Below are 24,588 nucleotides of genomic sequence, written 5' to 3'. Positions count from 1 at the left end.
CCCTGCTGATGGCGATTCTTTTGTCGCTCTCTTGTGCCGCCTACGCCAACGCTCTCGAACTCAAACCCTTCAAGGACGATCTGTTCGCCTATCCGGCCACACTTTCGTCCGAGAGCAACGGCGCCTATACGGTCATCGATTATCGTGAGCTGCGCGACATCAACGCCCGCGACGAAGTGCCTGAGCGTCGTGTGCACGCGCAATACACCGAACCCGGCGTGCGCAAGGTGCAGCAGGATCTGTTGCTGAAGACCGACGCAGGCGATGTCCGCCACATTGCCGTCGGCAAGACCGGGGGCGCCAGCATCATCGTGCTTTATCTGCACGGGCAGGGCGGCAGCCGTAAGCAGGGCACCGACGACTTCACCTTCGGCGGCAATTTCAACCGTATCAAGAACCTGATGGCCGGCAATGGCGGCCTCTACCTGTCGCCGGATTTTTCCGATTTCGGCGACACCGGTGCCACCCAGATCGCCGCGCTGATCAACCACTATGCCGAACAATCGGCGCGCGCAAAAATCTTCGTCGCCTGCGGCTCGATGGGCGGCGCGTTGTGCTGGAAGCTGGCCGCCCGCAAGGACACCGGCGGGCGCATCGACGGGCTGCTGCTGCTCGGCTCGCTATGGGACGAGAGTTTCTTCTCAAGCCCCGCCTTCAAGCGCCGTGTGCCGGTCTTCTTCGGCCAGGGCAGCAAGGACCCGGTGTTTCCAATCGAGAAACAGGAAGCCTTCTTCCGCTCCATCCTGGCCAAATCGAAAACTTATCCGACCCGCTTCGTCCGCTTCGAGACTGGCACGCACGGCACGCCGATCCGCATGACTGACTGGCGCGGCACGCTCAACTGGATGTTATCGAAGGCTCCCTAAGGCGCGGTATTGTAGTCGACGACCGTCTGCGGATTTTCCTCGCCGTCATAAGACGCGTCGACATCGTACTGGACCAGGGAAAAATCGCCGTTGCGAAACAGATAGGTCCCTGATGAAGAGGCATCGCCGATGCCACGCCATTTGTTGAAGCTGGTGATCGTCTTGGTCTCTTCGTCGTAATCGGAATTAGTTGCCCAGCCGGAGGTCTGGAAGCCAACTATGGTCATGCCCAGCAATTTGCCGTCGCTGTCATTGTTCTCGTAGCGGATGTCCATCTCAGGTTCGGCGAACTGCAATTGTCTCACGCCAAGCACGTCGTCGCTCATGTAATAGATCGAGTTTTCGTTGTAGGCCGCGGCCGAGCAGGCGAAATGGAAAAGCCGCGTTTCGCTTTCGGGATCACTGGCAGACGCATCCTTGCCCTTATAGTGGATCGAGAAAATGTCCGGCTCCTGCGCCAAAAGATCCTTGTCACACTGGTCGCCATAAGTCGCGGCAAACGCCTTTTTGGCTTGCTCAAGCGCTGCGTCCTTCTTCGGCGGCGGCGGTCCTTCGCCGCAGCTTGCCGGCACCGCATCCTCGAAATCGGCCTTTGAGGGTTTCAGCGCACCCTTATCGATGAAGATCGAGCGAAATGGCGGTTCCTGGATCGAGGCGTTGATCTGGCGCAGCGTATAGCAGCCGGCAAAGACATTTTCGCTGCCGTCCTTGGCCGTCGCCCGGATGGCGACCGGAACGCTATAGTAGATGCTGCCGGCAGCCCCGTCTTCGGATACGCCACCGGTTTTGACTTCGACCGTGTCCGTGCTGTCATAGCCTTTGACGAAGGAATTGAAATCCTTGGCCGGCTTGGTGTCGCCGAAATAATCCCAGGCGCGCGCGAATTCGTGCCGGCTGACGGCACTATAAAGTGACCGGATGACCGCTTCGGCATTCGACCTGTCATCGATATAAGGCGCGTCTGCGGCGAGCGCCGATTGGCCGGCAATGGCAAGAGACACAAAAGCGGTCGCTGCAAAAAGGGCGCGTCTCATCGGGAACCTCCACTCGATGAAATCCTATCATATCGATTGCGGCGACGTGGTGACGCTTGAACAATCGCCTGCGAAGGCGCTACCTCTCGCCCTCGGCAGTCGGGCCGCGTGGAGATTTCTTGTGACCATATCAATGTATGAAGCATCCGTGCCGGTATTTTCGGCGAGGCTGAAGGCACTAGCCAATGTGCTGAACATTGCCGAGCAAAATGCGGCTGATCGCAAGATCGATCCGCAGGTGTATCTGACGGCGAGGTTGGCGCCGGACATGTTTGCCCTGACCAGGCAGGTACAGATTGCCACCGATCACGCCAAAGGCGCCCCGTCACGGCTTGCGGGACGCGAGGTGCCAAAATACGAGGACAATGAGGCGAACTTCGCTGATCTGCAGGCCCGCCTTACCAAGACGCTCGACTATCTCGCGACATTTTCGGCGGCCGAATTCGATGGTTCAGATGACAGGATAGTCGAACTGCGGCTTGCGGGACGCGAGGTTTCGATGCCGGGGATGCAGTATCTGCTGCATGCCGCCATGCCCAATTTCTATTTCCACCTGACCACCGCCTACAACATCCTGCGCCACAACGGCGTGCCATTGGGCAAGTCGATCTTCCTCGGATCGCGTTGAGATCCGCTCGGGAGATATCCGCCACGGCGGATATCTCACGGTTGTTTAGCGCAGGGACATTTCCCGGGCGATGCGCGGGAAATCGGCCGGCTTGACGCCGATATCGGCGCGATCGGCATTGCTCATCGAATGGAGCAGCGCCAGCGCCGCTCGATAGCGCAGCTGTTCCCGCGGACGCGGACGAGCGAACATTTCAGTGAAGAATCCCATGATTCAAGCCCCTTATTGAACCTCCAAGGCGGTCAATATAAGCAGATCATGACGATTGTGCAGTGCAGCATTCGCATGGCAGCCATGCTGCCCTGATCTTTTTTGACATAATTCGGCTGGTCCGGCGAAACTTCTGCGGCGCTTTGACCGTAGGCGTCTATGCCGGCACTTGGCCGGTTTTTTCCTCGCCATTCCTGGCGAACTTCCGGACTGCATGAAAATGCAGTCCGGCTTTTTATTAGCCGCAGGGATAAACCCTGTCCGCCGGCGTCCCGGGAAAGTCGTCTGACCTTCCATCCGTGGGCTTGGAAGCGGGCGACGCTTTCCTGTATGCTATTGCTTCCTCCTCGCGCAGCCGCGCAAAATTCCCGCCGGAGAAACTCCATGCACAAACGCCGTCTCGGCCAGACCGATCTTTTCGTGTCGCAAATCTGCCTCGGATCGATGACCTGGGGCCAGCAGAACACCGAGGCGGACGGTCACGCCCAGATGGATCTGGCGTTTGCTCGCGGCGTCAATTTCATCGACACCGCCGAACTCTATCCGATCCCGCCCAAGGCGGAGACACAAGGCCGTACCGAGACATTCATCGGCAATTGGATGAAGGAGAAGCGCAATCGCGACCAGGTGATCATCGCCTCGAAGGTAGTTGGTCGCACCGCCAACACTTGGTTTCGGGGCGACCGCCCGTCTAAGCTGGTGCGCGCCGATATCTTCGACGCTATCGATAAGTCACTCGCCAGGCTCAACACCGATTACATCGACCTCTATCAGATCCATTGGCCGGAACGCGACGTGCCGTGGGGCGCCAATCCGAACCGGATCGGCGCCGTGCCGCGACGCTCCGATGCCGCCGGCGTGCCGGAGGGCGAGACGCCGATCGCCGAGACGCTTGCCGTGTTCGATGAACTGGTGAAGGCCGGCAAGATCCGCCATTTCGGCCTGTCGAACGAGAATTCCTGGGGCGTCATGCGTTTCATTGGCGAAGCCGACAAGGGCCTCGGCCCGCGCGTCGCCTCCGTGCAGAACGCCTATAATTTCGTCAACCGCACCTTCGAGGTGAACCTATCCGAAGTCTGCGAGCGCGAGCAGGTGTCGCTGCTTGCCTATTCGCCGCTGGCGCAAGGCTATTTAACCGGCAAATACGATCATGGCGCGCGGCCGCAGGGCTCGCGCTCGCAGTTGTTCAACCGCGGCCAGCGCTACGAGACTCCGAATGCTGCCGAGGTGCAGCTCGAATACAACCGATTGGCGCGCACATTCGGCATGGAGCCGGCGCTGTTTGCCAATGCCTATGTCTCGAACCGGCCCTTGGTCACCTCGAACATCATCGGCGCCACCACCATTTCGCAACTCGAAATGGCGCTCTCTTCCGCCGACGTGGTCTGGACCGAGGACATGCAGAAAGCCGTTGATGCGATCCACCAGCGCGTCGGCAATCCGTGCCCTTGATGCGTCGGGACGCGGTTGTCCGATCGTCATAAGGAGGGGGAACAGCCATGGACTTCCGGATCGACGCGGTGCGCGCGAAATTTCCGGCTTTGTCGCTGACCGACAAGAGCCGCCGGCGCATCTATCTCGACAATCCTGCCGGCACGCAGGTCCCGCAGGCGGTGGCGGACGCAGTATCGCGTTGCTTGCTGACCACCAATGCTAACCTCGGCGGCTTCTTCGAGACCACCGTTGCCGCACAAGACATCGTGGACGAGGCCCATCTGGCGATGGCGGATTTTCTCGGCGCTGCGAGCCCGCAGGAAATCATCATCGGTGCCAACATGACGACATTGACCTACCACATGTCGCGAACGCTCGGCCGCACGATGAAGCCCGGGGACGAGATCATCCTCACCCGCATGGACCATGAGGGCAACGTCTCGCCTTGGCTGCAACTGGCAGAAGACCTTGGCCTTGTCGTGCGCTGGCTGCCCTTCGACCAGCAGAGCTGGCAGATCGAAGAGGCGGCGCTCGCCGCGCTGCTTTCCGAGAGGACGCGGCTCGTCGCGCTCAACTACGCCAGCAATCTCACCGGGTCGATCAACCGGGTGAAGGCGTTGACCGGCATCGCCAGGCGGGCTGGTGCGTTGGTCTACGTCGATGCCGTCCAGTTCGCGCCGCATGGCCTGATCGACGTCCAAAACCTCGGCTGCGATTTCCTGATCTGCTCGGCTTACAAGTTCTTCGGCCCGCATATGGGGATTTTGTGGGGCAGGCTGGACGTTATCGATGCGCTTAAGCCGTATAAATGCCGTTGCTCGTCCAATGCCTTGCCGGAGCGCTTCGAGCTCGGCACGCCGCAGATTGAATTGATGGCCGGCCTGTCGGCAGCTGTCGATTATTTTGCCGAGTTGGGCGCGGCAGCCGGCGCGCAAGGATCGCGTCGGCTGAAAATCGCCAAGGCCTTCGAAGTTTCAATCGCTTACGAGAACCCGCTGACGCGACAACTGATCGATGGCTTGTCGGATATTGCCGGCCTGACCATCCACGGCATCACCGATCCGAAGCGGATCAATGAGCGCGTGCCGACGGTGTCGTTCACCGTCGAGGGCATCGTGCCGGAGACGATCGTGCGGCAGATGAATGCGGAAAACATCTTCCTGTGGTCCGGCCACAACTACGCCTGGGAGATCGTCCACCAGCTCGGCATTCCGGCCGAGCAGGGCGTGGTGCGCATCGGCATCGCTCATTACAACACTGCAGCCGAGATCGACGAGACGCTGGAGAGCGTGCACCGCGTTGTCGCCATGCTGCGGCAGGAACGATCCTGAGCGGCCCTCGCGGGCGGATCATCGCTTGTGGGTGCCGCCAAAACCGGTGAGGAAGGCGGTGAGATTGTCGCCGAGCTCGTCGCAGAGATAGCCGCCTTCCTGGACGATGACCGTTGGCAGGCCGAGCCCGGCGATCACCTCGCCAATGCGCGAAAAACCAGGCGTGCTCACCGACAGCCCGCCGAACGGATCACCTTCGAAGGCGTCTAGCCCCAGCGCCACCACAAGCGCATCGGGCGAGAAGGCCTTGATGCGCTGGAACGCCATCGCCAGCGCTTCGAGGAACGCGGCGTCGCCGGATTTGCGCGCTAGCGGCAGGTTGAGATTGTAGCCGAGGCCGGCGCCTTCGCCGCGCTCGTCGCCATAGCCCCAGAAAAACGGGTAGAAGCGCACCGGGTCGGCATGCAGCGACACGGTGAGCACGTCCGGCCGGGCATAGAAGATGCCTTGCGTGCCGTTGCCGTGGTGCAGGTCGACATCGAGGATCGCCACCCGCGCCGCCTGCTTGCGCAGAACCTGTGCAGCGACGGCCGAATTGTTGACGAAGCAGAAGCCGCCGGCGACATCGGCAAAGGCGTGATGGCCGGGCGGCCGGCACAGCGCATAGGCGGCCGGCGCTCCCGACATCACCGCCGCGGCCGTTTCAACCGCGCTCCAGGCGCTCCAAAGCGCGCTCTGCCACGTCTCGCCGGAGATCGGGCAGGCGGTGTCGGCCATGTGGTAGCCGGCCTGGCCGACCGCCGAGGCCGGATAGGAGCCGTTCCGCGCGATCGGATGGATATTGGGGATGACCTCGGCCGACGCGCCCTCGATGCGCTGCCAGCGCGCGAAGATATGCTGGAGAAAATAGAGATATTCCGGCGTATGCACCGCCGCAATCGGGCCGAGCCCGTGATCCCGCGGCCGTTCGATCGTGCAGCCGGCAGCCTTTGCGCCGGCCAACAATCGCTCGACCCGTTCCGGCTTTTCCGGATTGGGCTGCGGCGCGCCGCTCGAGAGGAACGCCTTCGGGTCGTGGCGCTTCTGTTCTTCGGCATAGAAGGCTTTCATGTTGGCTCCTCCGGTGCATCGGCAAAAGCGAAAAAGGCGTCGCCGACGATCTTCTGCACCTGCTCGTAGCTGGACCAGGCAATGCCCAATCGTTCGTAAAAAGCCTTGGCGGTCTCGTTGTCGGTATCGACGGACAGCCTGAGATAGGCGCCGCCGTTCTTCCGGCATTGCGCCGCGACTCGGCGCAGCAGGCGTTCGCCGATCCTGCGGCCACGAAAACGGTCCTCGACATAGAGGTCCTGCACATAGACGCCGGGCCGTCCCATCCATGTCGAGAAGATCGGGAAATACAGGCAAAGCCCGGCAAATTCGCCACCGATTTCGGCGATCAAGGTCGAGAAGGCAGGCTTTTCGCCAAAGCCATAGGTGCGGAGATCCTGAGCTGTCGAGGTGATCTCCTGATGTGCGCCGACATGCGCGCCGAGCCGCAGGAGCGCGGCGTGGATGGTTTCGACGTCCTCGACGGTCCCGGGCCGGATGACAATGTCTCTTGACGGTGGGTTGGTCACGGTCGCATCTCAGAACGCCACGCGGTCGCCGCCTTTGAGCGCCAGCATCTGCCGCGCCTCGGCCGGCGTCGCGACGTCCAGCGACAATCCGTCGAGCACGCCGCGGATGCGGCGCACCTGGTCGGCATTGGACTTGGCGAGCTGGCGCCCGTCGTAGAGGCTGTCCTCCAGCCCGACGCGGACATTGCCGCCCATCGCCGCCGCAATCGAGATCATCGGCATCTGGTGGCGTCCGGCGGCCAGCACCGAAAACCGGTAGCTGTCGCCGAACAGTTTGTCGGCGATGCGCTTCATATGGATCAGGTTTTCTGGATCTGCGCCGATGCCGCCAAGAATGCCCAAAACAAACTGGATGAATAAAGGTCCGGACACCAGTCCACGATCGCGAAAATGCGCCAGCGAATAGAGATGGCCGACATCGTAGCACTCGAATTCGAAGCGCGTGCCGCAACCACGCCCGAGCTTCTCGAGCACCGTCTCCATGTCGGCAAAGGTGTTCTTGAAGATCGTGTCATGAGTAGCCTCGAGCAGCTTCGGCTCCCATTCGTGCTGCCATTCTCGCGGCCGCACGAGCATCGGGAATAGCGCAAAATTCATCGAACCCATATTGAGCGAACACATTTCCGGCTCGGCCCTGAGCGGCGCGGCCAGCCGCTGGTCGAGCGTCATCAGCGACGATCCGCCGGTGGTGATGTTGACCACCGCATCGGTCGCCTGCTTGATGCGCGGCAGGAACTGCATGAACACCTCGGGGTCGGCGGTCGGCCGCCCATCCCTAGGGTCGCGGGCATGAAGATGCAGGATCGAAGCGCCGGCCTCGGCGGCGGCGATCGCGTCTGCGGCGATCTGGTCTGGCGTCACGGGCAGATGCGGCGACATCGACGGGGTGTGCACCGACCCGGTGACGGCGCAGGTTATGATGACTTTGCCCGGTGCCATAGTTCGTTCCTCAGCCTTCGACCGGCAGGTCGAGCTCGCCGGCCAGCACCTCGAGCGAGCCGCCGATGATGGATATGATCTCGCCGATCTGCGCGGCGGTGACGATCATCGGCGGCGCGACCATGAAATTGTCGCCGTCGACGCCGCCCTTGACCTTGCGTCCGTAGATGATCAGGCCGCGCTCATAGGCGAGGTCGAGCAGGCGCTGGGTGGCCTTTTTCGCCGGCTCTATCGGCCTCAGCGTGTCTGGATCGGCGACCATTTCGGCACCGGTGAGCAGGCCCTTGCCGCGGATGTCGGCGATGAACGGAAACCGCTTCGCCAATCCCTTCAGCTCGTCCATCAATAGCTCGCCCATGACAGCCGCGTTGGCGATCAGGTCGAGACGGTCCATCTCGCCGAGCACGGCGAGCCCGGCGGCGCAGGCGAGCGGGTTGCCGGCGTAGGTATGGCCGTGCTGAAAGCCGCCCGATGCGAGCAAAGGCTGCACCAGCCGCATCGGTGCCGCCAGCGCACCGAGCGGCGCATAGCCCGAGCCCAGCCCCTTCGACAGCGCGACGATGTCGGGCTTGCAGTTCCAGTGGTCGCCGCCGAGGAATTTTCCGGTGCGGCCGGCACCGCTCATCACTTCGTCATGGATGAGCAGGATGCCGTAGCGATCGCAGATCTCGCGGATGCGCGGATAGTAGCTGTCGGGCGCCACCAGTGCTGCCGTGGCAGCGCCGCCGACTGGCTCCATGATGAAGGCGAGCACGCTCTGCGGTCCCTCGGCGAGGATCTTTTCCTCCAGCATGTCGGCGTAGCGGATGCCGCGCTGTTCCATCGAAAGATTGTCGCGGTCGCGCCAGGCGATGGGCGCCGGCACGGTCGGCATCATCTGCATCATCGGCACAAATGTTTCGGACAGCGCATCGTCGCCGGTAACGGCGAGCGCGCCGAGCGTGCCGCCATGATAGGAGGGAAAGCGCGAGATCACCTTCCAACGGCTGGGCTGGCCGGTGGCGACCGCCCATTGCCGCGCCAGCTTGATGCAGGATTCGGTCGCTTCCGAGCCGCCGGAGACAAAGAAGATGCGGTCCATGCCCTCGGGGAGTTTGGCCGCCAGCTGCCGCGCGAGCTCCTCTGCCGGTTCGTTCTCGAAATGCAGACGGTAAGCGAAGGTGGCGCGGTCCATCTGCCGTTTCATCGCGTCGAGCACGTTGCGATTGGAGTGGCCGATATTGGCAACCATCGGACCGCTCGATCCGTCGATGAAGCGGCGGCCATCCTGCGTCCACATGTAGATGCCTTCGGCGCGGTCGATCAGCGGCCGGCGCACGCTGGATAGATAAAACAGATGCGAGGCTTCGCGAGTTTCCGGGGCAGGAGACTTCAACATGTCATGGCTTTCCAAGATAGCGGTCGAGGACATTTCTGGTGACGCGCTCGACAATCGCATCCTGCCTTAGCAGGCCGGCAACCCATTCGCAGCTTCCGGCGTGAAACACCTCGCCTTTGCCGCGCGGGAAATTGACGATCATGCCGTTGCCGCGTTTGACCTTGTCGAGGTTGGCATCGCTTGCCTCGCCGAACAGCGTCTCGGCGGTGAAGCGTCCGTCCTCGTCGCCGAGAAACTGGTCCTCGAACGCAATGTCGGCGCTTTCCTCGACCTGGCTCGCCATGCCGACGGCCAGCACTTGCAGCCCGTCCGGTGCACCGCTGTCGGGCTTGGGGTAGGGCAGGCCGCCGCGGATCTCGAAATCGAGCCCGTCGACCTCGTAGCCATAGACATGGCTGTCGGCGCCGAGCAGATCGCCATAGTAGATGCCGGTGCCGGCAAACGCCCAATGCTCCGGCCGGTAGACCGGAAAGCCGCGTACGCCGCGCGGCGCGCAGCCGCCCCAGCCGGCATAGACGCCTCTTGTCGCGTTGAGACCGAAGGTCGCGGCACCCGGCCGGCCGATTTCCGGCGCTTCCCAGGAATTGGTGGCGCGCCTTATATCGCCGCCGCGATAGGCCGGGTCCTCGGCACGGGCGCGGTATTTGTAGCAGACCTGCCGGCGGCCTTCGTCCTCCAGCCTGGTCTGCCACATGAAATTGCCGGCAAAGCGCGCCGCATGACCGCCGCGCTCGACATAGGTGTCGACCGCATCGCGCATTTCCCAGGTCCAATATTCGTCGTGGCCGACCAGGACGACGCAGTCATAGCCGTCGAGAATGTCAGGCGAAAAATGCAGATCGTGCTGGCTGGCGAGATCGACGGCGTAGCCGGCACGCTCGGCGAAGCGGAAGAAATGGCTGTCGTAGCTTGCCCAGCCGGACGAGGCGTATTTCTTCGAATGGCCGGTAGCAAAGGCCCATTCCATATGCGGATAGCGCGGCACGGTTTTCGGCGGCACGGCGACTTCGAGCGGCACGCGCGGCGCGTCCCTGGGCAGCACGACGAAGCCGCGGCACCACGGCCGTTGGGTCGACACCATTCGTGCATATTGGTCCCGGTCTGGCCCGGTGATGCCTTCGTAATGGTTGGAACCGCCCCATGTATTGTAGGCGAGCCAGGTGCCGGTGGCCGCCACCTGCAGCACACGGCCAGGCTTTTTGCCGGGCTGCGGCGCGACGATAAAAAGATGGTGGCAGCGGATCGGCTTGCCGTCCCGGCCATCTGCCGTCAGCGTCACGCGATAGGCGCCGGACGGCCAGTCGTCGCCGATGCGAAACTCGAACGACGCTTGCCAGCCGCAGCCTTCGACCGAACATTGGTCCGGCGTATCTTGCCAGCGCGCCGCGATTCCGGTCCCTTCGAACATTGTCGTTTCCGCGCCGCCGTCGCGGACGATCGCGATGCCGAAACTGGCGGCCGTCGAACTGACATGCAGTGCCACCATGTCGCCAGGACGGTAGGAAAAACGGTCGCTGTAGCACCAGATTTCGCCGCGCCCGCCATCCATCCCCGGCCATTCCCAGTAATGGCTGCGCACCGCCTGGCCTCGCTGCTCCGGCGTCAGTCCGAAATCGGGAAACTCGGTCGGCAGGTGGTTCATGGACACCGCTAAGGTCGAAGGCCGCCATTTCGGCCATCCGCCGGCCAAGCGTCAATTGGAAACGATCGGGCCAGCCATTGCCGGGCGCTCCCTTGGCGTTGCCGGACAAACAGACTATCTCACAAAACGCGGCCTTGTCCGCCACGGGAGCCGACATGCTGAGAGTGCAAAAGGTTAGGGTCAACGATATCTACGTACCGACGGCGCGCAAAAAGACGCTGCATCCCGAGACCGTCCGCCATCTGGCCGAGGACATTCTGGAAAACGGCATGAAGATGCCGATCCAAGTGCGCCATGACGGCAAGCGCCATATCCTGGTCGAAGGGTTGCATCGGCTGGAAGCGGCCAAGTGGCTCGGCGAGACCGAGATCGACGCCTATCTGGTGCAAGCCAAGCGCCACTGAAGCCACTTATTTCCGTCGTGCGAATCTCCTGTCCCGCGGATTTTTTCGCGGGCCGTGTCGGCTTGCGTCGTGTCGGTTCGTCCTAGACACGGAAGCCAAAACCGACGTGTGAGGAAACACCATGACCACCAAGCTCGACATCGCCCCCAACTCCGACCGCGAGCTGGTTCTCGCGCGCATCATCGATGCGCCGCACGAGAACGTCTATCGCTGCTGGACCGAGCCAAAGCTGTTGACGCAATGGTTCTCGCCGAAGCCGTGGATGACCCCGCGCGCCGAAATGGATGTGCGGACCGGGGGCTCCACCCTTGTCGTCCTGGCCGATCCCGACGGCAAGGAGTTCCCGAATCCAGGCATCTTCCTCGAAGTCGTACCGGGCAAAAAGCTCGTCTTCACCGATGCCTATACGAAGGCGTGGGAGCCGTCCGAAAAGCCGTTCATGACGGTCGTGCTGACCTTTGAGGACGAGGGCGAGGGTAAGACCCGCTACATTGCCCGCGTCGCGCATTGGTCGGTCGCCGACCGTGAACAGCACGAGAAAATGGGTTTTCACGAGGGCTGGGGCCAGTGCGCCGAACAGCTTGAGGAGGTCGCAAAGCGACTTTGATGCAAACGGGAGAGGGAGACTGACGTGTCCAGATCGGTATTTTTCGCCATATTCGCCTCGGCCGCCGCGCTATTTGCCGCGCCGGGCACCATCAACGCAGACGAGGCCAAGCCCGCCATGACGACCGCAACCGCAACACTGCCGACACCGGAAAAATCCGGCCTGCTGCCGATCAACGGCCTGAACTATTATTACGCCGTCTATGGCAAGGGCGAGCCGCTGCTTCTGCTGCATGGCGGTCTCGGCACGATCGACATGTTCGCGCCGATCCTGCCGAAGCTTACCGAGAACCGCACCGTGATCGGGGTCGACCTGCAGGGCCATGGCCGCACCGCGCTCGGCGACCGGCCGCTCAGCCTGGAGGCGATGGGCGACGACATGGCGGCGATCGTCAAGGCACTCGGCTACGCCAAGATCGACGTCATGGGTTATTCGCTGGGTGGCGGCGTCGCCTTCCGCATGGCCGTGCAGCATCCCGAAACGGTGCGCCGCCTGGTGCTGGTCTCGACCGGCTACGCCGCGGACGGCTTCTATGCCGAAATGCGTGGTCAGCAGGCACAAGTCGGTGCGGCGATGGCCGACATGATGAAGGACACGCCGATGTACAAATCCTACGTCGCGGTCGCGCCGCATCCGGAGGATTTTCCGAAACTGCTCGACCAGCTCGGCGCCTATATGCGCAAGGACTACGATTATTCCGCCGACGTGCCGAAGCTGAAAATGCCGGTCATGCTGGTGTTCGGCGACAGCGATATGTACCGGCCCGAGCACGAGATCAAATTCTACCAGATGCTCGGCGGCGGATTGAAGGACGCCGGCTGGATGCGCGAGAACCTGTCGCAGAACCGCCTGGCGATCCTGCCGAACCGCACCCACTACGACGTGTTCTTCGCGCCGGAACTGACAGCTGCCACGCTGCCGTTCCTCAATGGCGAGACCAAGGTCAAGACCTGGGATGAGGTCGTCAACGAAACGAACTGACGCCCGGTTAATTGTCTGCCGGCCGTCTCCTGCGCGATGGCCGGCATTTCGTTGATGAGGCCTTGGCGCGGCGCATCTAGCCGATCGCCCATCGGCCGGATCACAGCTTTGGATGGCGCCATCAAAGCTTTTCAATTGACGCCGCCACGCCTATCGATAGGTATCGCCTATCCTCGCAGGGAAGGGACACGGGCGATGGCAAGATATCAGGGCGGGTGTTTGTGCGGTGCGGTGCGCTACCGTGCCGAGGCGGCACCGATCAATGAGCGCGTCTGCCATTGCCGGCTCTGCCAGAAGGCACTGGGTGCCGCCTTCAACGCGCGCGTGCTGTTCCGCATCGACGATGTGACGGTCGACGGACCGCTGGCGACGGTGAATTCCTCGCCCGATCTCAAGCGCGGCTTTTGTCCCCGCTGCGGCACGACGATGTTTTCCCGACGCGATTCCGCCGGTATCATCGGCATCACCACCGGCTCCCTCGATGATCCCTCGGTGTTCAGGCCTGAGATGCATATCTGGACCGCCTCGAAGCAGCCCTGGGTGCAGATTGATGACGGCCTGCCGCACTATGAAGGCGCGCCACCTCCGGCTTGAGGTCAAATCTGGACAAAATTTAATCCGAAGCGACACGAGATAGCCGGCAAAGCGTCATTGGCGGGCCATCATTGCTGCCTATCTATTGCGTGCGGGCGGCAGTCGAGGAGGCGACGGAATGAACGACAGCATCAACACCCTGGACGAGCTCTTGAGCGATCCGATGATCAAGCTGGTGATGGAGCGCGACCGCGTGCAGCCGGCAGAACTTCGTACGCTGCTCGAGGAAAAGGTCCGCCGGGCGGACGATGATGTGGCGGTCAACGATCGTTTTGTACCGCCGGCCCACCTGATGGCCACGACCTGCCACAAGCTGTGGCTGTGCGGCTAGGGTCTTGAAACGGTCAGCCGGAATTTGCCGGCAAATAGCTGTAATGGCTGCGGAAATAGGCAAGCTTGAAGCCGAGGCGTGCATAGTTGCGGTAGGCCGGCCCGTCGCGTTCGGACTGCGGCGCCTCGATGTCGGCCACGAACAGTTTTGCACCGCTCGCAAGTCCGTCGCGCACCATCGCTTCGCCGAGCATTGCATCGAGGTCGAAGCTCGGCGCCATGATGCCGGGAACCGGCGCGTCGATGCCGCTCCAGGCCATGCCGTCGGCACCGATGAACATCGAGCGCACCGCCGCCACCGCGCCGTCCCGCCGCAGCATGTAATGCTGCCAGCCGCGTCGGCCGGCCAGCGCCAGCAACCACGGTGAGGTCGGCAACCGATATTGGCTGTCGATGAACCCGGCCCATTCCCTTGCCGTTGCCGGCGTCACCCGCTCGACCGAGACGTTCTCAGTCGGGAAAAGCGGCTCCGCTGGCAATGGCGCGGCGTCGCGAAAGATGCGTTCCCAGCCGCCCTGACGCTGCAAGCCGCGCGCCTCGAGCCAGCAGCTGAGCGTCGCCGGCTCGGTATGTGGATTGGTGTAGAACCAGGGCCGCAGAATGCCGGCCTCGCGATAATGCGCCAGAAGCGCGTCGAGCCGGCTCTCGGTGGCTGCGCTATCGACACCGAGATTCTTGACGCAGTTGAAATGGATGAACGGGATCGTCGTGCAGGTGGTCCAGACGAGATCGCCATCTTCGGCGATGGCAAGGCCTTGCCTTGCGGCAAAGTCTGCCGGGGCGGCGCGATAGAGGTCGAGCCAGGCATCGACCTCGGCGCGTTCGATGACGCGGCTGAGATCGCCAGATATCTCGTCGATCCCGATGGCGGGCGAGCGTGGCTCCGGCGGGACTACGGGCTGCAATTCTGACAAGGCGGCGGGCTGCATGACTTCCTCCCAAGTACGGCCTTACACCGTAAGATTAGCGAAGACTAATCTCATGCCGCGAGTTGTCAAGCGGGATTGCGAGGCAGCCAGGTGGCCGAACGCTGGGGGATAGCGCACCTCCTTCCGGGCGAACGTCCCGATGCAAAGCCCTAACAATTCGATTCAAACTTTGTTGGTAGTTTCTTGTTAGGAATCCAGCTTGGTTTGTCCGGCGGCGTTGTCCTGCCTTCGGTCTGTTGTGTTTTGCGTACAGGTCCAGATGCGGTTATCAGGCGTCGTCATCTTCTCGATCGCAGCGCTGTGCCTTGCCGGCTGCACGTCAACCTCCGGCGTCGATGCGCTGCAAGTGCCGTCCAGCGAGACCACTAGCTCGGTTGTGCGGCCACCCGCGCCGGTGGCGTCCGTGGCGAAAACTGATGCTGCGCCCGCTTTTGCCGAACAGGAGCAGGACGAACAGCCGGTCGTGATGGACGTACCCGACCAAAGCGTCGAGCCGCCGGCCGAGGTGATCGCGCTGGTATCGCCGCCGAGGCGGCTGACACGCGCAGCACCGGCGATGCTTGCCGAGCCGGTCACGCGCTATGGTTTTCGCGATGCCAAGCCGATCAATTTCGGCAAGGCATCCTCGCCGAGGCGTCTCGCCGTCCACGGCGTCGACGTTTCGCGCTGGCAGGGCAATGTGAACTGGGGAAAGCTGCGTGCCCAGGGCGCCAACTTCGCCTATATCAAGGCCACCGACGGGGGCGACCATCTCGACCCGATGTTCACCAGAAACTGGCGCAGTGCCGACGCCGCCGGCCTCAAGCGCGGCGCCTATCACTTCTTCTATTGGTGCCGCACTGCCGGCGAGCAGGCCGATTGGTTCATCCGCAACGTGCCGCGGGTCGAGGGTGCGCTGCCGCCGGTGATCGACGTCGAGTGGAACGGCGAATCCAGCTGCAAGCGCCGCCCGTCGCGGCAAAAGGTGCTGGAGAAGATGCAGGTGTTCATGGACAAGCTCGAGCGCTACTACGGCCAGCGCCCAATCATCTACACCGCGCCTGACTTCTACCGTGACAATCTCAGGGGCGCCTTCCCAGATTATCCATTCTGGCTGCGCGCCGTGGCGGCGCACCCATCAAAGGTTTATCCCGGCCGCAAATGGCTGTTCTGGCAATATTCCGGCTCCGGCCTGTCGCACGGCGTAAGAGGCCGCATCGACCTCAACGTGTTCCATGGTGATGAGAGGGCGTGGCGCGACTGGGTTGGCGGCCGGCAGATGGTGGCCGAGGCCGAGTAGCGGCAGCTCTTGCCTTCTCTCCTCGTGGGAGAAGGTGGATCGGCGCGCAGCGCCGAGCCGGATGAGGGGTTGGACGGATCGCCGTCGGTGCCAAGCTGGAGCACCCCTCATCCGACCTCGCTTCGCGAGGCCACCTTCTCCCACAAGGGGAGAAGGGATAGCGCTCGGTTTTCCACACTTGGTCTCAAATTCCTTGGACGTCATGCCCAGATTGGATACCCTCGTCCCATGCCGCACCAGCCCGTCGCGCCGACCAAGCGTCGTTTCGCCCGCTCTATGCGACGCGAGCCGACCGAGGTGGAAGACCGCCTGTGGCATGAGCTGCGCGGACGCAAGCTCGACAGCATCAAATTCCGGCGTCAGGTCCCGGTCGGCCGGTTCATCGCCGATTTCGTTTGCGCCGAGGGCAGGCTGATTGTCGAGATCGACGGCAGCCAGCACGCGGATTCGGGCTATGATCGGGAGCGGGATGCCGAATTGAAGGCGAGGGGCTTTCGCGTGCTGCGCTTCTGGAACGATGACGTGCTGCGGGATATGAACGCCGTCTGCGATACCATCATCGCCTACGTACGGGACGAGAGTTTGCAGCCTTGGCGGTAGCGCGCTCTTCCCTTCTCCCCCTGTGGGAGAAGGTGGCTCGGCGCGGAGCGCCGAGACGGTTGAGGGGTGTTGGACGGAGCGCCGCCGGTGCCAAGCTGGAGCACCCCTCATCCGACCTCGCTTCGCGAGGCCACCTTCTCCCACAAGGGTAGAAGGGAGAGGCGAACACGTCCCTCGCGGCTAGTCGCCGGCACGGATGATTTTGCCGCTGGTGGGGCTTAATTTTAAGCCACTTCAATTCGCGGGTGCTCACGCCAGTGAGGTTTTTCCTTCATTACTTTATGCGCAAAGGAAAAATCCTTCCTCCGTGCTGCGATAAATCTGTTAGCCCATTGTATTTGAAGAGCATTCAGAAAAATAAGGATGTCCTTGGATATCGGCGCGTATTGAGAATCGACAAGCATTGCGATTTTCATTTTTGCCTGTTCTAACCTTTCCTTCGCATCTAAAATCACTGACACACCGCTTTGAAGCGGAAGAGCGCCATCCACGAAAACCTTCAGTTGGATTTCACTTATTTTTTGCTCTGCCTTGGCACGTTCTTTATGAAAGCCGTCGATGATCGTAGGACACAAAAAACCTAGGACGAGATCCGAAGATATCGGTAAATAAATTTCGATCCCTGGTACACCCAGTCCAATATTTCCGTACGGTCCAAAGTCGTTGTAATTGTGCATTACGAGTGGATTGTCTGAGATGTATAATTCTCCGGCGCAACACTTTTTTAGCAAGATCAATTTCTTGGTTGTCAAGTATCCTGCAATCTCATCCAATTTATCGAGGTTCATTTTAAGGAGACAAAATTTTTCATATTCTTCGTCCGAAAAATGCTCGGGAATGTCGTTCGTTTTCAGATCGGGGAACCGAAGTTTGACATCTTGAAATATGCCAGAGTAGCTTTGACGCGACGACTTCGAGCGAAGGTGCTGCACAACCACAAAACAACACAGCGTTGCCAAATCCATGGGGCTTAAGGCAGATACGGTCTCGTTAGCTATTATGCTTTCAAGAACAGGTTTTGCTAGGTTCTCTACGTGGGTGAACTTGCTTTCGAAATCCAGGTAAAAATTACCTTTTAGGCGGACTACATTATAATCCGCTTCGCCCATAATATTGCGTGGGTTAGTTCGAAATTCTTTGCAGGTCGATTTGTCAAAGACATGACATTGTCCTTCTGCGCAAAAATTGCGCAGAAGGAATTGTGGAACATAGTGCTGGTTCTCACGCGGCACCAGTCCTCAGCTACACCCGCTCGTAGCCCCACATGTATCGCACTTCTCGCAAGTCCCGTTCCGCACCATCGTGAAGTTATGGCATTCCGAGCATTCGTTGCCGGTGTAGCCCTGCATCAGTGATTGCTGGCGCCGGTTGGCGGCGAGCGCTTTGGCTTCGGCTGCTTCTTTCGCGGCCTCGTCGGTGAACAGCTCCGTCGGGTCGGAGGCTTCCGCGTAGACGATGTCCTCGACCAGTTCCCTGGCGCGCTCCTCGTAGTCGCGCTTGTAGGCGATGGCTTCGTCGCTGGCCGGCTTCAGCGTCAGCACGTTGGAGCCGGAGAAGGCGGTCGGGGCGGTCCGGGCTGGAGTTCCGGAGCCGGAACCCGCAAAGCCTTTCGGCTCGGCGCCCATGCCCGACACCAGCTTGACCGGCGAGGCGCCGCGGGTCAGGCCCTTGGAGAAGGGCGTTGCCTTGCCTTCGTTGATGCCGCGCCCGAGCGCAGTCTTGTCGAAGTCCGACTGGTCGACATGGGCCAGGTCGTGGCGGCCGAGATAGGAGACGGCGAGTTCGCGGAAGACATAGTCGAGGATCGACGTGGCGTTCTTGATGGCGTCGTTGCCTTGCACCATGCCAGCCGGCTCGAATTTGGTGAAGGTGAAGGCCTCGACGAATTCCTCGAGCGGCACGCCATATTGCAGGCCGAGCGAGATGGCGATGGCGAAGTTGTTCATCATCGCCCGGAAGGCCGCACCTTCCTTGTGCATGTCGATGAAGATCTCGCCGATACGACCGTCATCAAACTCGCCAGTGCGCAGATAGACCTTGTGGCCGCCGACGACCGCCTTCTGGGTATAGCCCTTGCGGCGGTTCGGCAGTTTCTCGCGGTCGCGGTAGAGACGCTCGACGACGCGCTCGACGATCTTCTCGGTCACCTGCACGGCGCGCTGCGCGGCCGGCGCCGCGATCAGCTGCTCGATGGCTTCGTCCTCGTCGTCTTCGACGTCGGCAAGCAACGAGGCGTTGAGCGGCTGCGACAGCTTTGAGCCGTCGCGATAGAGCGCGTTGGCCTTGAGCGCCAGCTTCCACGACAGCATGTAGGCGCCCTTGGCATCTTCCACCGTTGCGTCGTTCGGCATGTTGATGGTCTTGGAAATGGCGCCGGAAATGAAGGGCTGTGCCGCCGCCATCATCATGATGTGGCTGTTGATCGACAGCGAGCGCTTGCCGATCTTGCCGCACGGGCTGGCGCAGTCGAACACCGGCAGGTGTTCGGCCTTCAGGAACGGCGCGCCTTCCAGCGTCATCGCCCCGCAGACATGGATGTTGGCGGCCTCGATGTCCTTCTTCGAGAAGCCCAGCGCCGGCAGCATCTCGAACGAGAAATCGTTTAGCTGCTCGTCGGTGAAGCCGAACGTCTCCTTCACCCAGTCGGCGCCCAGCGTCCACTGGTTGAAGACGAACTTGATGTCGAAGGCCGACTTCAATGCCGCATTGAGCGCTGCGATCTTGTCGTCGGTAAAGCCTTTTGCCTTGAGCGAGCCGGGATTGATGCCCGGCGCCTGGTTGAGATTGCCGTGGCCGACGGCATAGGCCTCGATCTCGGCGATCTGGCTCTCGGAATAGCCGAGCGTGCGCAGCGCTTCGGGCACCGCGCGGTTGATGATCTTGAAATAACCGCCGCCGGCCAGCTTCTTGAATTTTACCAGCGCGAAGTCGGGCTCGATGCCGGTGGTATCGCAATCCATCACCAGGCCGATCGTGCCGGTCGGGGCGATCACCGTTGCCTGCGCGTTGCGGTAGCCATGCTCCTCGCCGAGCTCGATGGCGCGGTCCCAGGCGGCCTTGGCATGTTCGGCAAGCTCCTGCTGCCTGAGATCCGAGGCGACCAGCGGCACCGGATTGACGGCGAGCTTCTCGTAGCCGTCCCTTTCGCCATACGCCGCGCGGCGGTGATTGCGCATGACGCGCAGCATGTTCTGCGCGTTGCGGTCGTAGTCGGGGAAGGCGCCGAGCTCGGCGGCCATTTCGGCCGAAGTGGCATAGGCGGTGCCGGTCATGATCGCGGTGAGGGCGGCGCAGATGGCGCGGCCCTCGTCGGAATCATAGGGAATGCCCGAGGTCATCAGCAGGCCGCCGATATTGGCGTAGCCGAGGCCGAGCGTGCGGTACTCGTAGGAAAGCTTGGCGATCTCCTTCGACGGGAACTGCGCCATCATGACGGAGATTTCCAGCACCATGGTCCACAGCCGCACCGTGTGCTCGTAGGCAGCGATGTCGATGGTGCCGTCGGCGTTGCGATAGGGCAGAAGGTTGATCGAGGCCAGATTGCAGGCGGTGTCGTCGAGGAACATGTATTCCGAGCACGGGTTGGACGCCCGGATCGCACCGGCCGAGGCGCAGGTGTGCCAGTCGTTCATCGTCGTGTTGAAATGCAGGCCCGGATCGGCCGACGCCCAGGCGGCATAGCCGATCTTTTCCCAGAGATCGCGCGCCTTCAGCGTCTTCAGCACCTTGCCGTCCTTGCGGGCGGTGAGATGCCAGTCGCCGTCCTGCTCGACGGCGCGCAGGAAATCGTCCTTCAGCGACACCGAATTGTTGGAATTCTGGCCGGAAACCGTGAGATAGGCGTCCGAATCCCAGTCGGTGTCGTAGGTCTTGAACGACATCGAGGTGTAGCCCTGCCTGGCGAACTGGATGACGCGGTAGATGTAGTTCTCCGGCACCGCGTCCTTCTTGGCCGCCTTGATCTCGCGCTTCAGCGCGGTGTTGACCGCCGGATCGAAGCAATCGTCGCCATTGCCTTCGCAGTTGATGCAGGCCTTCATGATCGCTTCGAGATGCTTCTTGACGATCTTCGAGCCGGTGACCAGCGAGGCGACCTTCTGCTCCTCATTGACCTTCCAGTCGATGAATTCCTCGATATCGGGATGATCGGCGTCGACGATGACCATTTTCGCGGCGCGACGCGTCGTGCCGCCCGACTTGATGGCGCCCGCCGCGCGGTCGCCGATCTTGAGGAAGCTCATCAGCCCCGACGAGCGGCCGCCGCCCGACAGCTTTTCGCCTTCGCCGCGCAGGAACGAGAAGTTGGAGCCGGTGCCGGAGCCGTATTTGAACAGGCGCGCCTCACGCACCCACAAATCCATGATGCCGCCCTCGTTGACGAGGTCGTCCTGCACGCCCTGGATGAAGCAGGCATGCGGCTGCGGATGCTCGTAGGAAGACTTCGACTTGGTCAGCTTGCCGGTGAACGGGTCGACATAGAAGTGGCCCTGGCTCGGACCGTCGATGCCATAGGCCCAGTGCAGGCCGGTGTTGAACCATTGTGGCGAGTTCGGCGCGACGCGCTGGGTGGCCAGCATATAGGCGAGCTCGTCGCGGAAGGCGCGCGCGTCTTCCTCCGACTTGAAGTAGCCGCCCTTCCAGCCCCAATAGGTCCAGGTACCGGCAAGCCGGTCGAAGACCTGGCGGGCGTCGGTCTCTGAACCGTAGCGCTCGGCTTCCGGCAGCTTGGCCAGTTCAGCCTCGTCGGCGACCGAGCGCCACAGGAAGGAGGGGACTTGCGTCTCTTCGACCTTCTTCAGCCGTGCCGGGACGCCCGCCTTGCGGAAATATTTCTGCGCCAGGATATCGGCGGCAACCTGGGAGAACTGCGCCGGCACGTCGATGTTGTCCAAGCGGAACACCACCGACCCATCCGGATTCTTGATCTCCGAAAGCGCCTTGCGGAATTCGATCTCCGCATAGGCAGATTGTCCTGGCTTGGTGAAACGACGCTCGATGCGCATTGGTCCGGTCCCTTTTGTCTACATATAGCGCTTTTCCCAGAGGATTTCTGCCCTCTTGACGAAACGCGCATGTCCGCCGTCTGCCGGCGTTCGAAACCCGCCGGCCCTCATCGTCACAGTCTCCGCCGCCCTGCCGGTCGAACCTCTTGCGAGGCCGCTGTCCGACGCGCTCACGGACCCTGTGGGTCCCTCAAAACTGAAAACTTTTTGTAACGCCCTCGGTCGAGGGAACTTCACATTATCTAGCGTCGAACCTACCTGCAAACACTAAATATAGTATTAACAGACAATTTATTCAAGTCCGACAATCCTCCCCTTTCGCCCCCCAAGGCTTCAAAATCCCACGCATTCGCCGGCCTCGTAAACAGGCGGGAATGCGGATCAAAACGCACATATTCCGGGAAAAAGACCGGCCTCGAAACTTTTCCGGTCGCACTCTCAACAAAAGCGCATGGCCTATAAAAGGCGACTCGTTTTGCGGCGTCAAGGATTCGTTTGCGTAGCTTTTATGACCCCAACATCTTGTGTGTCACATATGTGGATAACGGGGATAGAAGCGGAGCGCGGCGAGGAAGGGTCGGCTCTGGGTGGAGGCGCTTCGGCAACGACGTTCACAGCACCTGAGCGAATAGGCTATGCGCGACTGAGACTCAGGAGAACCGATGCGGATCCGCGCAGAAATGGGCGATGATCTGGCTGAGGTCGGGTTCGTTGACCATGCGCACAGCCTCGGCGGCGCTGACCCATTTGCGGGTGCGTGCCCGCTTTTCCTTCCATCGGTCGGCGACCTTGTCGACCTGCAGCGGGAAGACCAGCACCTCGCACGGCACTTCCTCGCCGGAATCCAGCAGCTTGGCGTAGAAATAACGGCCGGCCTCGTGATGCGAGATCGTGCCGCGCAGCCCGGCCTCCTCGCCCGCTTCGCGTGCCGCCGCTTCACAAAGCGGCTCCTTTGCTTCCGGCCAGCCCTTGGGAAGCACCCAGCGGCCGGTATCGCGGCTGGTGATCAGCATGATTTCGACGCCGTCCCCGCTATCGCGCCAGGGCAGGGCTGCAACCTGCAGGCGGTACGGCACCGCGCCTAAGAGTCGCCGGACCCTTTCGGCCTTATGGTTGTGCGTCGTTGGCCTCGTCAACATCGGAGAAGCTTGCCCCAGCTTCCAGAATCATTTGCCGTCTCACGAATCTTACGGCTAATTATAAGCAATGAAAGTAAAAAATGTTTCACGGATCGGCCAGATTCCGTCAATCTGCGCCGATCTCAGCCTAATGGCGCGACTGCAGCAGCGTCGCGCCACGCCTTTATCGGTGTGCGGAGGTCCTCTGGGCGGACTCGGTGCATCAAGCGGCGCTGCCGCGAATCAGCCGGCGTGGTCGTCGGCGATCGGCTTCTGGTAGGTGAAGCCCATGTCCCAGGGGAAATAGATCCAGGTGTCCTGGCTGACCTCGGTGACGAAAGTGTCGACCATCGGCCTGCCTTTCGGCTTGGCATAGACGGTGGCGAAATGCGCCCTGGGCATCATCGCGCGCACGATGCCCGCCGTCTTGCCGGTGTCGGTGAGGTCGTCGATGATCAGCACGCCGGCCCCGTCATCGGCGAGCAGCGCCGGCGTGACCTCCTTCAGCACCTGCAATTGGCCCTGGCTGGTATAATCGTGGTAGGAGGCGACGCAGACCGTCTCGATGATGCGGATGCCAAGTTCGCGCGAAATGATAGCCGCCGGAACCAGGCCGCCGCGCGTGATGCAGACGATCGCCTTCCATTGCCCCTTGTTGGCGCCGGCAAGCCGCCAGGCGAGAGCGCGCGCGTCGCGGTGGAACTGGTCCCAGGAGACCGGGAAGGCTTTTTCGGGCAGGGACATCTCTCGCGCACTCCGCAAAGCGCGCATCGCGCGCAGACACTATGGAATGCGCGCGGAATTAACTGGAAAGGCTTGGCTTTGGCAAGGGCGCGGCAGAGCGATTGTCCTGCCAGCTATCCCTGTGAACCTACCGCGACAGGAAAGCCGCCACCGGGGCGGTGCGCAGCACCGTTCGCGTCACCCCGCCGAACAGCAGCTGGCGCAGCCAGGAATGGCTGTAGGCGCCGAGCACGAGCAGGTCCGCACCCGACTCGGCGACCCTGGTCTGGATGATGTCGTCGACCGAGGCGCCGCCGGACCTCAGCACCGAGACGCTGACGGTCGCGCCATGCCTGGACAGCGAGGCGGCGATCTCGGCGCCGGCTGTTTCCGGCGCCTCGTCGAGCGTATCGGGCGGGTCGATGACGACGATGTCCGTCTTTTCGGCCTCGATAATGAAGGGCAGGGCATCGAAGGCGGCGCGCGCGGCTTCCTTGCTGCCGTTCCAGGCGAGCAGCACATGCTTGAAGCTGGTCACCAGCGAACCCGAATGCGGCACCACCAGCACCGGCCGGCCGGCATCGTAGACCAGCGTGTCGACGTCGGCGCTCGGGTCGCTGCCCGATTCGCGCTGCGCGGCGATGATCAGGTCCGCGGTGCGAACGGTCGAGATGCCGGTCAGCGCACTGTCGCCGGAAAAACTCTCGAGACTGCGCCACTCGAACGACAGGCCGGAATTCTCGATGCGCTTGTGAAAGGCGGCCTGCAACTTCTCGGCGCGCTCCCGGTTCATATCGGCGGAAACCTGCAGGAACTCGGTGTCCGGAAAGCCGGTGGCAGAGGTGTAGGGCACGGGCAGCGCCTCGGCATGGATGCCGATCAGATGGCTCTGGAATCGGCTGGCCAGCGGGATCGCGCAGTCGAGGACGCGCTCGGCATCCGGTTCATTCTGCAATATGGCGACGATGGTCTTGAAGCGCATGGCAGTCCCTCACTTCA

Annotated in this window: 23 protein-coding genes and 2 pseudogenes; 12 read left to right on the top strand and 13 right to left on the bottom strand. The window is 61.9% G+C overall.

Translation table 11 applies throughout. The features are described from left to right. The first annotated feature begins 8 nt into the window (after positions 1-8). Positions 9-866, top strand: coding sequence for an alpha/beta hydrolase family protein (locus NKH04_RS20740; protein WP_353044870.1), 858 nt, complete (start codon positions 9-11; stop codon positions 864-866). Here NKH04_RS20740 and NKH04_RS20735 read toward each other — a convergent pair. Beyond that, a complete protein-coding gene (locus tag NKH04_RS20735; protein WP_353044849.1) occupies positions 863-1,900 on the bottom strand; it encodes a DUF1176 domain-containing protein in 1,038 nt (345 codons plus the stop codon). The genes NKH04_RS20740 and NKH04_RS20735 overlap by 4 nt on opposite strands. Before the next feature lie 121 nt (positions 1,901-2,021). On the opposite strand from NKH04_RS20735, the gene NKH04_RS20730 reads away from it, so the two are divergent. Then, positions 2,022-2,528, top strand: a complete 507-nt coding sequence (locus tag NKH04_RS20730) for a DUF1993 domain-containing protein (protein WP_352681897.1) — start codon at positions 2,022-2,024, stop codon at positions 2,526-2,528. Positions 2,529-2,573: 45 nt separating this feature from the next. On the opposite strand, the gene NKH04_RS20725 is transcribed toward NKH04_RS20730, so the two are convergent. Further along, positions 2,574-2,738 carry a hypothetical protein gene (locus tag NKH04_RS20725; RefSeq protein WP_023674744.1) on the bottom strand — a complete coding sequence of 55 codons (165 nt, stop codon included), beginning with the start codon at positions 2,736-2,738 and terminating at the stop codon, positions 2,574-2,576. A gap of 384 nt (positions 2,739-3,122) precedes the next feature. Between NKH04_RS20725 and NKH04_RS20720 the strand changes: the two genes are divergently transcribed. Together NKH04_RS20720 and NKH04_RS20715 are read left to right on the top strand one after the other, a co-directional pair. Then, on the top strand, positions 3,123-4,190 hold the full coding sequence (locus NKH04_RS20720; RefSeq protein ID WP_353044848.1) for an aldo/keto reductase: 1,068 nt from the start codon (positions 3,123-3,125) through the stop codon (positions 4,188-4,190). A 47-nt stretch (positions 4,191-4,237) separates the two neighbouring features. Continuing rightward, positions 4,238-5,503: a cysteine desulfurase-like protein gene (locus NKH04_RS20715; RefSeq protein WP_353044847.1), complete on the top strand. Its 1,266-nt coding sequence runs from the start codon at positions 4,238-4,240 to the stop codon at positions 5,501-5,503. Between the two features lie 18 nt (positions 5,504-5,521). Here the strand turns inward: NKH04_RS20715 and NKH04_RS20710 are convergent, their stop codons facing one another. Genes NKH04_RS20710 through NKH04_RS20690 form a run of 5 tightly spaced genes read right to left on the bottom strand, consistent with a single transcriptional unit; the run spans position 5,522 to position 11,021 of the window. Continuing rightward, the gene (locus NKH04_RS20710) at positions 5,522-6,553 is read right to left on the bottom strand and encodes a histone deacetylase family protein (RefSeq protein ID WP_352819678.1); all 1,032 of its coding nucleotides are present in this window, start codon (positions 6,551-6,553) and stop codon (positions 5,522-5,524) included. After that, a complete protein-coding gene (locus NKH04_RS20705; protein ID WP_352501604.1) occupies positions 6,550-7,062 on the bottom strand; it encodes a GNAT family N-acetyltransferase in 513 nt (170 codons plus the stop codon). The genes NKH04_RS20710 and NKH04_RS20705 overlap by 4 nt, the downstream gene beginning before the upstream one ends. Positions 7,063-7,071: 9 nt before the next feature. Then, positions 7,072-8,001, bottom strand: coding sequence for a 3,5-dioxohexanoate:acetyl-CoA acetone transferase (gene kce, locus NKH04_RS20700; RefSeq protein WP_353044846.1), 930 nt, complete (start codon positions 7,999-8,001; stop codon positions 7,072-7,074). 10 nt (positions 8,002-8,011) lie between these two features. Then, on the bottom strand, positions 8,012-9,379 hold the full coding sequence (locus NKH04_RS20695) for an aminotransferase family protein (protein ID WP_353044845.1): 1,368 nt from the start codon (positions 9,377-9,379) through the stop codon (positions 8,012-8,014). 1 nt (position 9,380) lies between these two features. Further along, the gene (locus NKH04_RS20690) at positions 9,381-11,021 is read right to left on the bottom strand and encodes a N,N-dimethylformamidase beta subunit family domain-containing protein (protein ID WP_353044844.1); all 1,641 of its coding nucleotides are present in this window, start codon (positions 11,019-11,021) and stop codon (positions 9,381-9,383) included. Between the two features lie 155 nt (positions 11,022-11,176). Here NKH04_RS20690 and NKH04_RS20685 point away from each other — a divergent pair, with 155 nt between their 5' ends. The 5 genes from NKH04_RS20685 to NKH04_RS20665 all read left to right on the top strand — a co-directional run bounded on the left by NKH04_RS20685 (position 11,177) and on the right by NKH04_RS20665 (position 13,938). Next, positions 11,177-11,425, top strand: a complete 249-nt coding sequence (locus tag NKH04_RS20685) for a ParB N-terminal domain-containing protein (protein WP_023674751.1) — start codon at positions 11,177-11,179, stop codon at positions 11,423-11,425. Positions 11,426-11,546: 121 nt separating this feature from the next. Then, positions 11,547-12,032: an SRPBCC family protein gene (locus tag NKH04_RS20680; RefSeq protein WP_352501609.1), complete on the top strand. Its 486-nt coding sequence runs from the start codon at positions 11,547-11,549 to the stop codon at positions 12,030-12,032. 24 nt (positions 12,033-12,056) lie between these two features. Continuing rightward, positions 12,057-13,013 carry an alpha/beta fold hydrolase gene (locus tag NKH04_RS20675; RefSeq protein WP_352501610.1) on the top strand — a complete coding sequence of 319 codons (957 nt, stop codon included), beginning with the start codon at positions 12,057-12,059 and terminating at the stop codon, positions 13,011-13,013. A 195-nt stretch (positions 13,014-13,208) separates the two neighbouring features. Further along, positions 13,209-13,607: a GFA family protein gene (locus NKH04_RS20670; protein WP_352474034.1), complete on the top strand. Its 399-nt coding sequence runs from the start codon at positions 13,209-13,211 to the stop codon at positions 13,605-13,607. 118 nt (positions 13,608-13,725) lie between these two features. After that, the gene (locus NKH04_RS20665) at positions 13,726-13,938 is read left to right on the top strand and encodes a hypothetical protein (RefSeq protein WP_023717422.1); all 213 of its coding nucleotides are present in this window, start codon (positions 13,726-13,728) and stop codon (positions 13,936-13,938) included. Between the two features lie 13 nt (positions 13,939-13,951). Here the strand turns inward: NKH04_RS20665 and NKH04_RS20660 are convergent, their stop codons facing one another. Continuing rightward, positions 13,952-14,866: a hypothetical protein gene (locus NKH04_RS20660; protein WP_353044843.1), complete on the bottom strand. Its 915-nt coding sequence runs from the start codon at positions 14,864-14,866 to the stop codon at positions 13,952-13,954. Positions 14,867-15,125: 259 nt separating this feature from the next. Between NKH04_RS20660 and NKH04_RS33250 the strand changes: the two are divergent. The 3 genes and pseudogenes from NKH04_RS33250 to NKH04_RS20650 all read left to right on the top strand — a co-directional run. Then, positions 15,126-15,269, top strand: a pseudogene (locus NKH04_RS33250) (glycoside hydrolase family 25 protein); the annotation flags it as partial. 84 nt (positions 15,270-15,353) lie between these two features. Further along, positions 15,354-16,145 (top strand): annotated as a pseudogene (locus tag NKH04_RS20655) (glycoside hydrolase family 25 protein); the annotation flags it as partial. Between the two features lie 228 nt (positions 16,146-16,373). Next, a complete protein-coding gene (locus NKH04_RS20650) occupies positions 16,374-16,745 on the top strand; it encodes an endonuclease domain-containing protein (protein ID WP_353044841.1) in 372 nt (123 codons plus the stop codon). A 224-nt stretch (positions 16,746-16,969) separates the two neighbouring features. On the opposite strand, the gene NKH04_RS20645 is transcribed toward NKH04_RS20650, so the two are convergent. From NKH04_RS20645 to NKH04_RS20625, 5 genes are all read right to left on the bottom strand, one after another. Next, a complete protein-coding gene (locus tag NKH04_RS20645) occupies positions 16,970-17,977 on the bottom strand; it encodes a DUF4238 domain-containing protein (protein ID WP_353044840.1) in 1,008 nt (335 codons plus the stop codon). A gap of 6 nt (positions 17,978-17,983) precedes the next feature. After that, a complete protein-coding gene (locus NKH04_RS20640) occupies positions 17,984-21,748 on the bottom strand; it encodes a vitamin B12-dependent ribonucleotide reductase (RefSeq protein WP_353044839.1) in 3,765 nt (1,254 codons plus the stop codon). Between the two features lie 650 nt (positions 21,749-22,398). Next, positions 22,399-22,887, bottom strand: a complete 489-nt coding sequence (locus NKH04_RS20635; protein ID WP_352819695.1) for an NUDIX hydrolase — start codon at positions 22,885-22,887, stop codon at positions 22,399-22,401. A gap of 222 nt (positions 22,888-23,109) precedes the next feature. Next, the gene (gene gpt, locus NKH04_RS20630; protein ID WP_352481145.1) at positions 23,110-23,610 is read right to left on the bottom strand and encodes a xanthine phosphoribosyltransferase; all 501 of its coding nucleotides are present in this window, start codon (positions 23,608-23,610) and stop codon (positions 23,110-23,112) included. Positions 23,611-23,737: 127 nt separating this feature from the next. After that, positions 23,738-24,571: a universal stress protein gene (locus tag NKH04_RS20625; protein ID WP_352474045.1), complete on the bottom strand. Its 834-nt coding sequence runs from the start codon at positions 24,569-24,571 to the stop codon at positions 23,738-23,740. Positions 24,572-24,588 lie beyond the last annotated feature (17 nt).

It is taken from the genome of Mesorhizobium sp. M1365 (assembly GCF_040317865.1).
GTDB lineage: Bacteria > Pseudomonadota > Alphaproteobacteria > Rhizobiales > Rhizobiaceae > Mesorhizobium.
The sequence above is the reverse complement of the archived record's forward strand: the minus strand, read 5'-3'. Positions and strand labels throughout refer to the sequence as shown.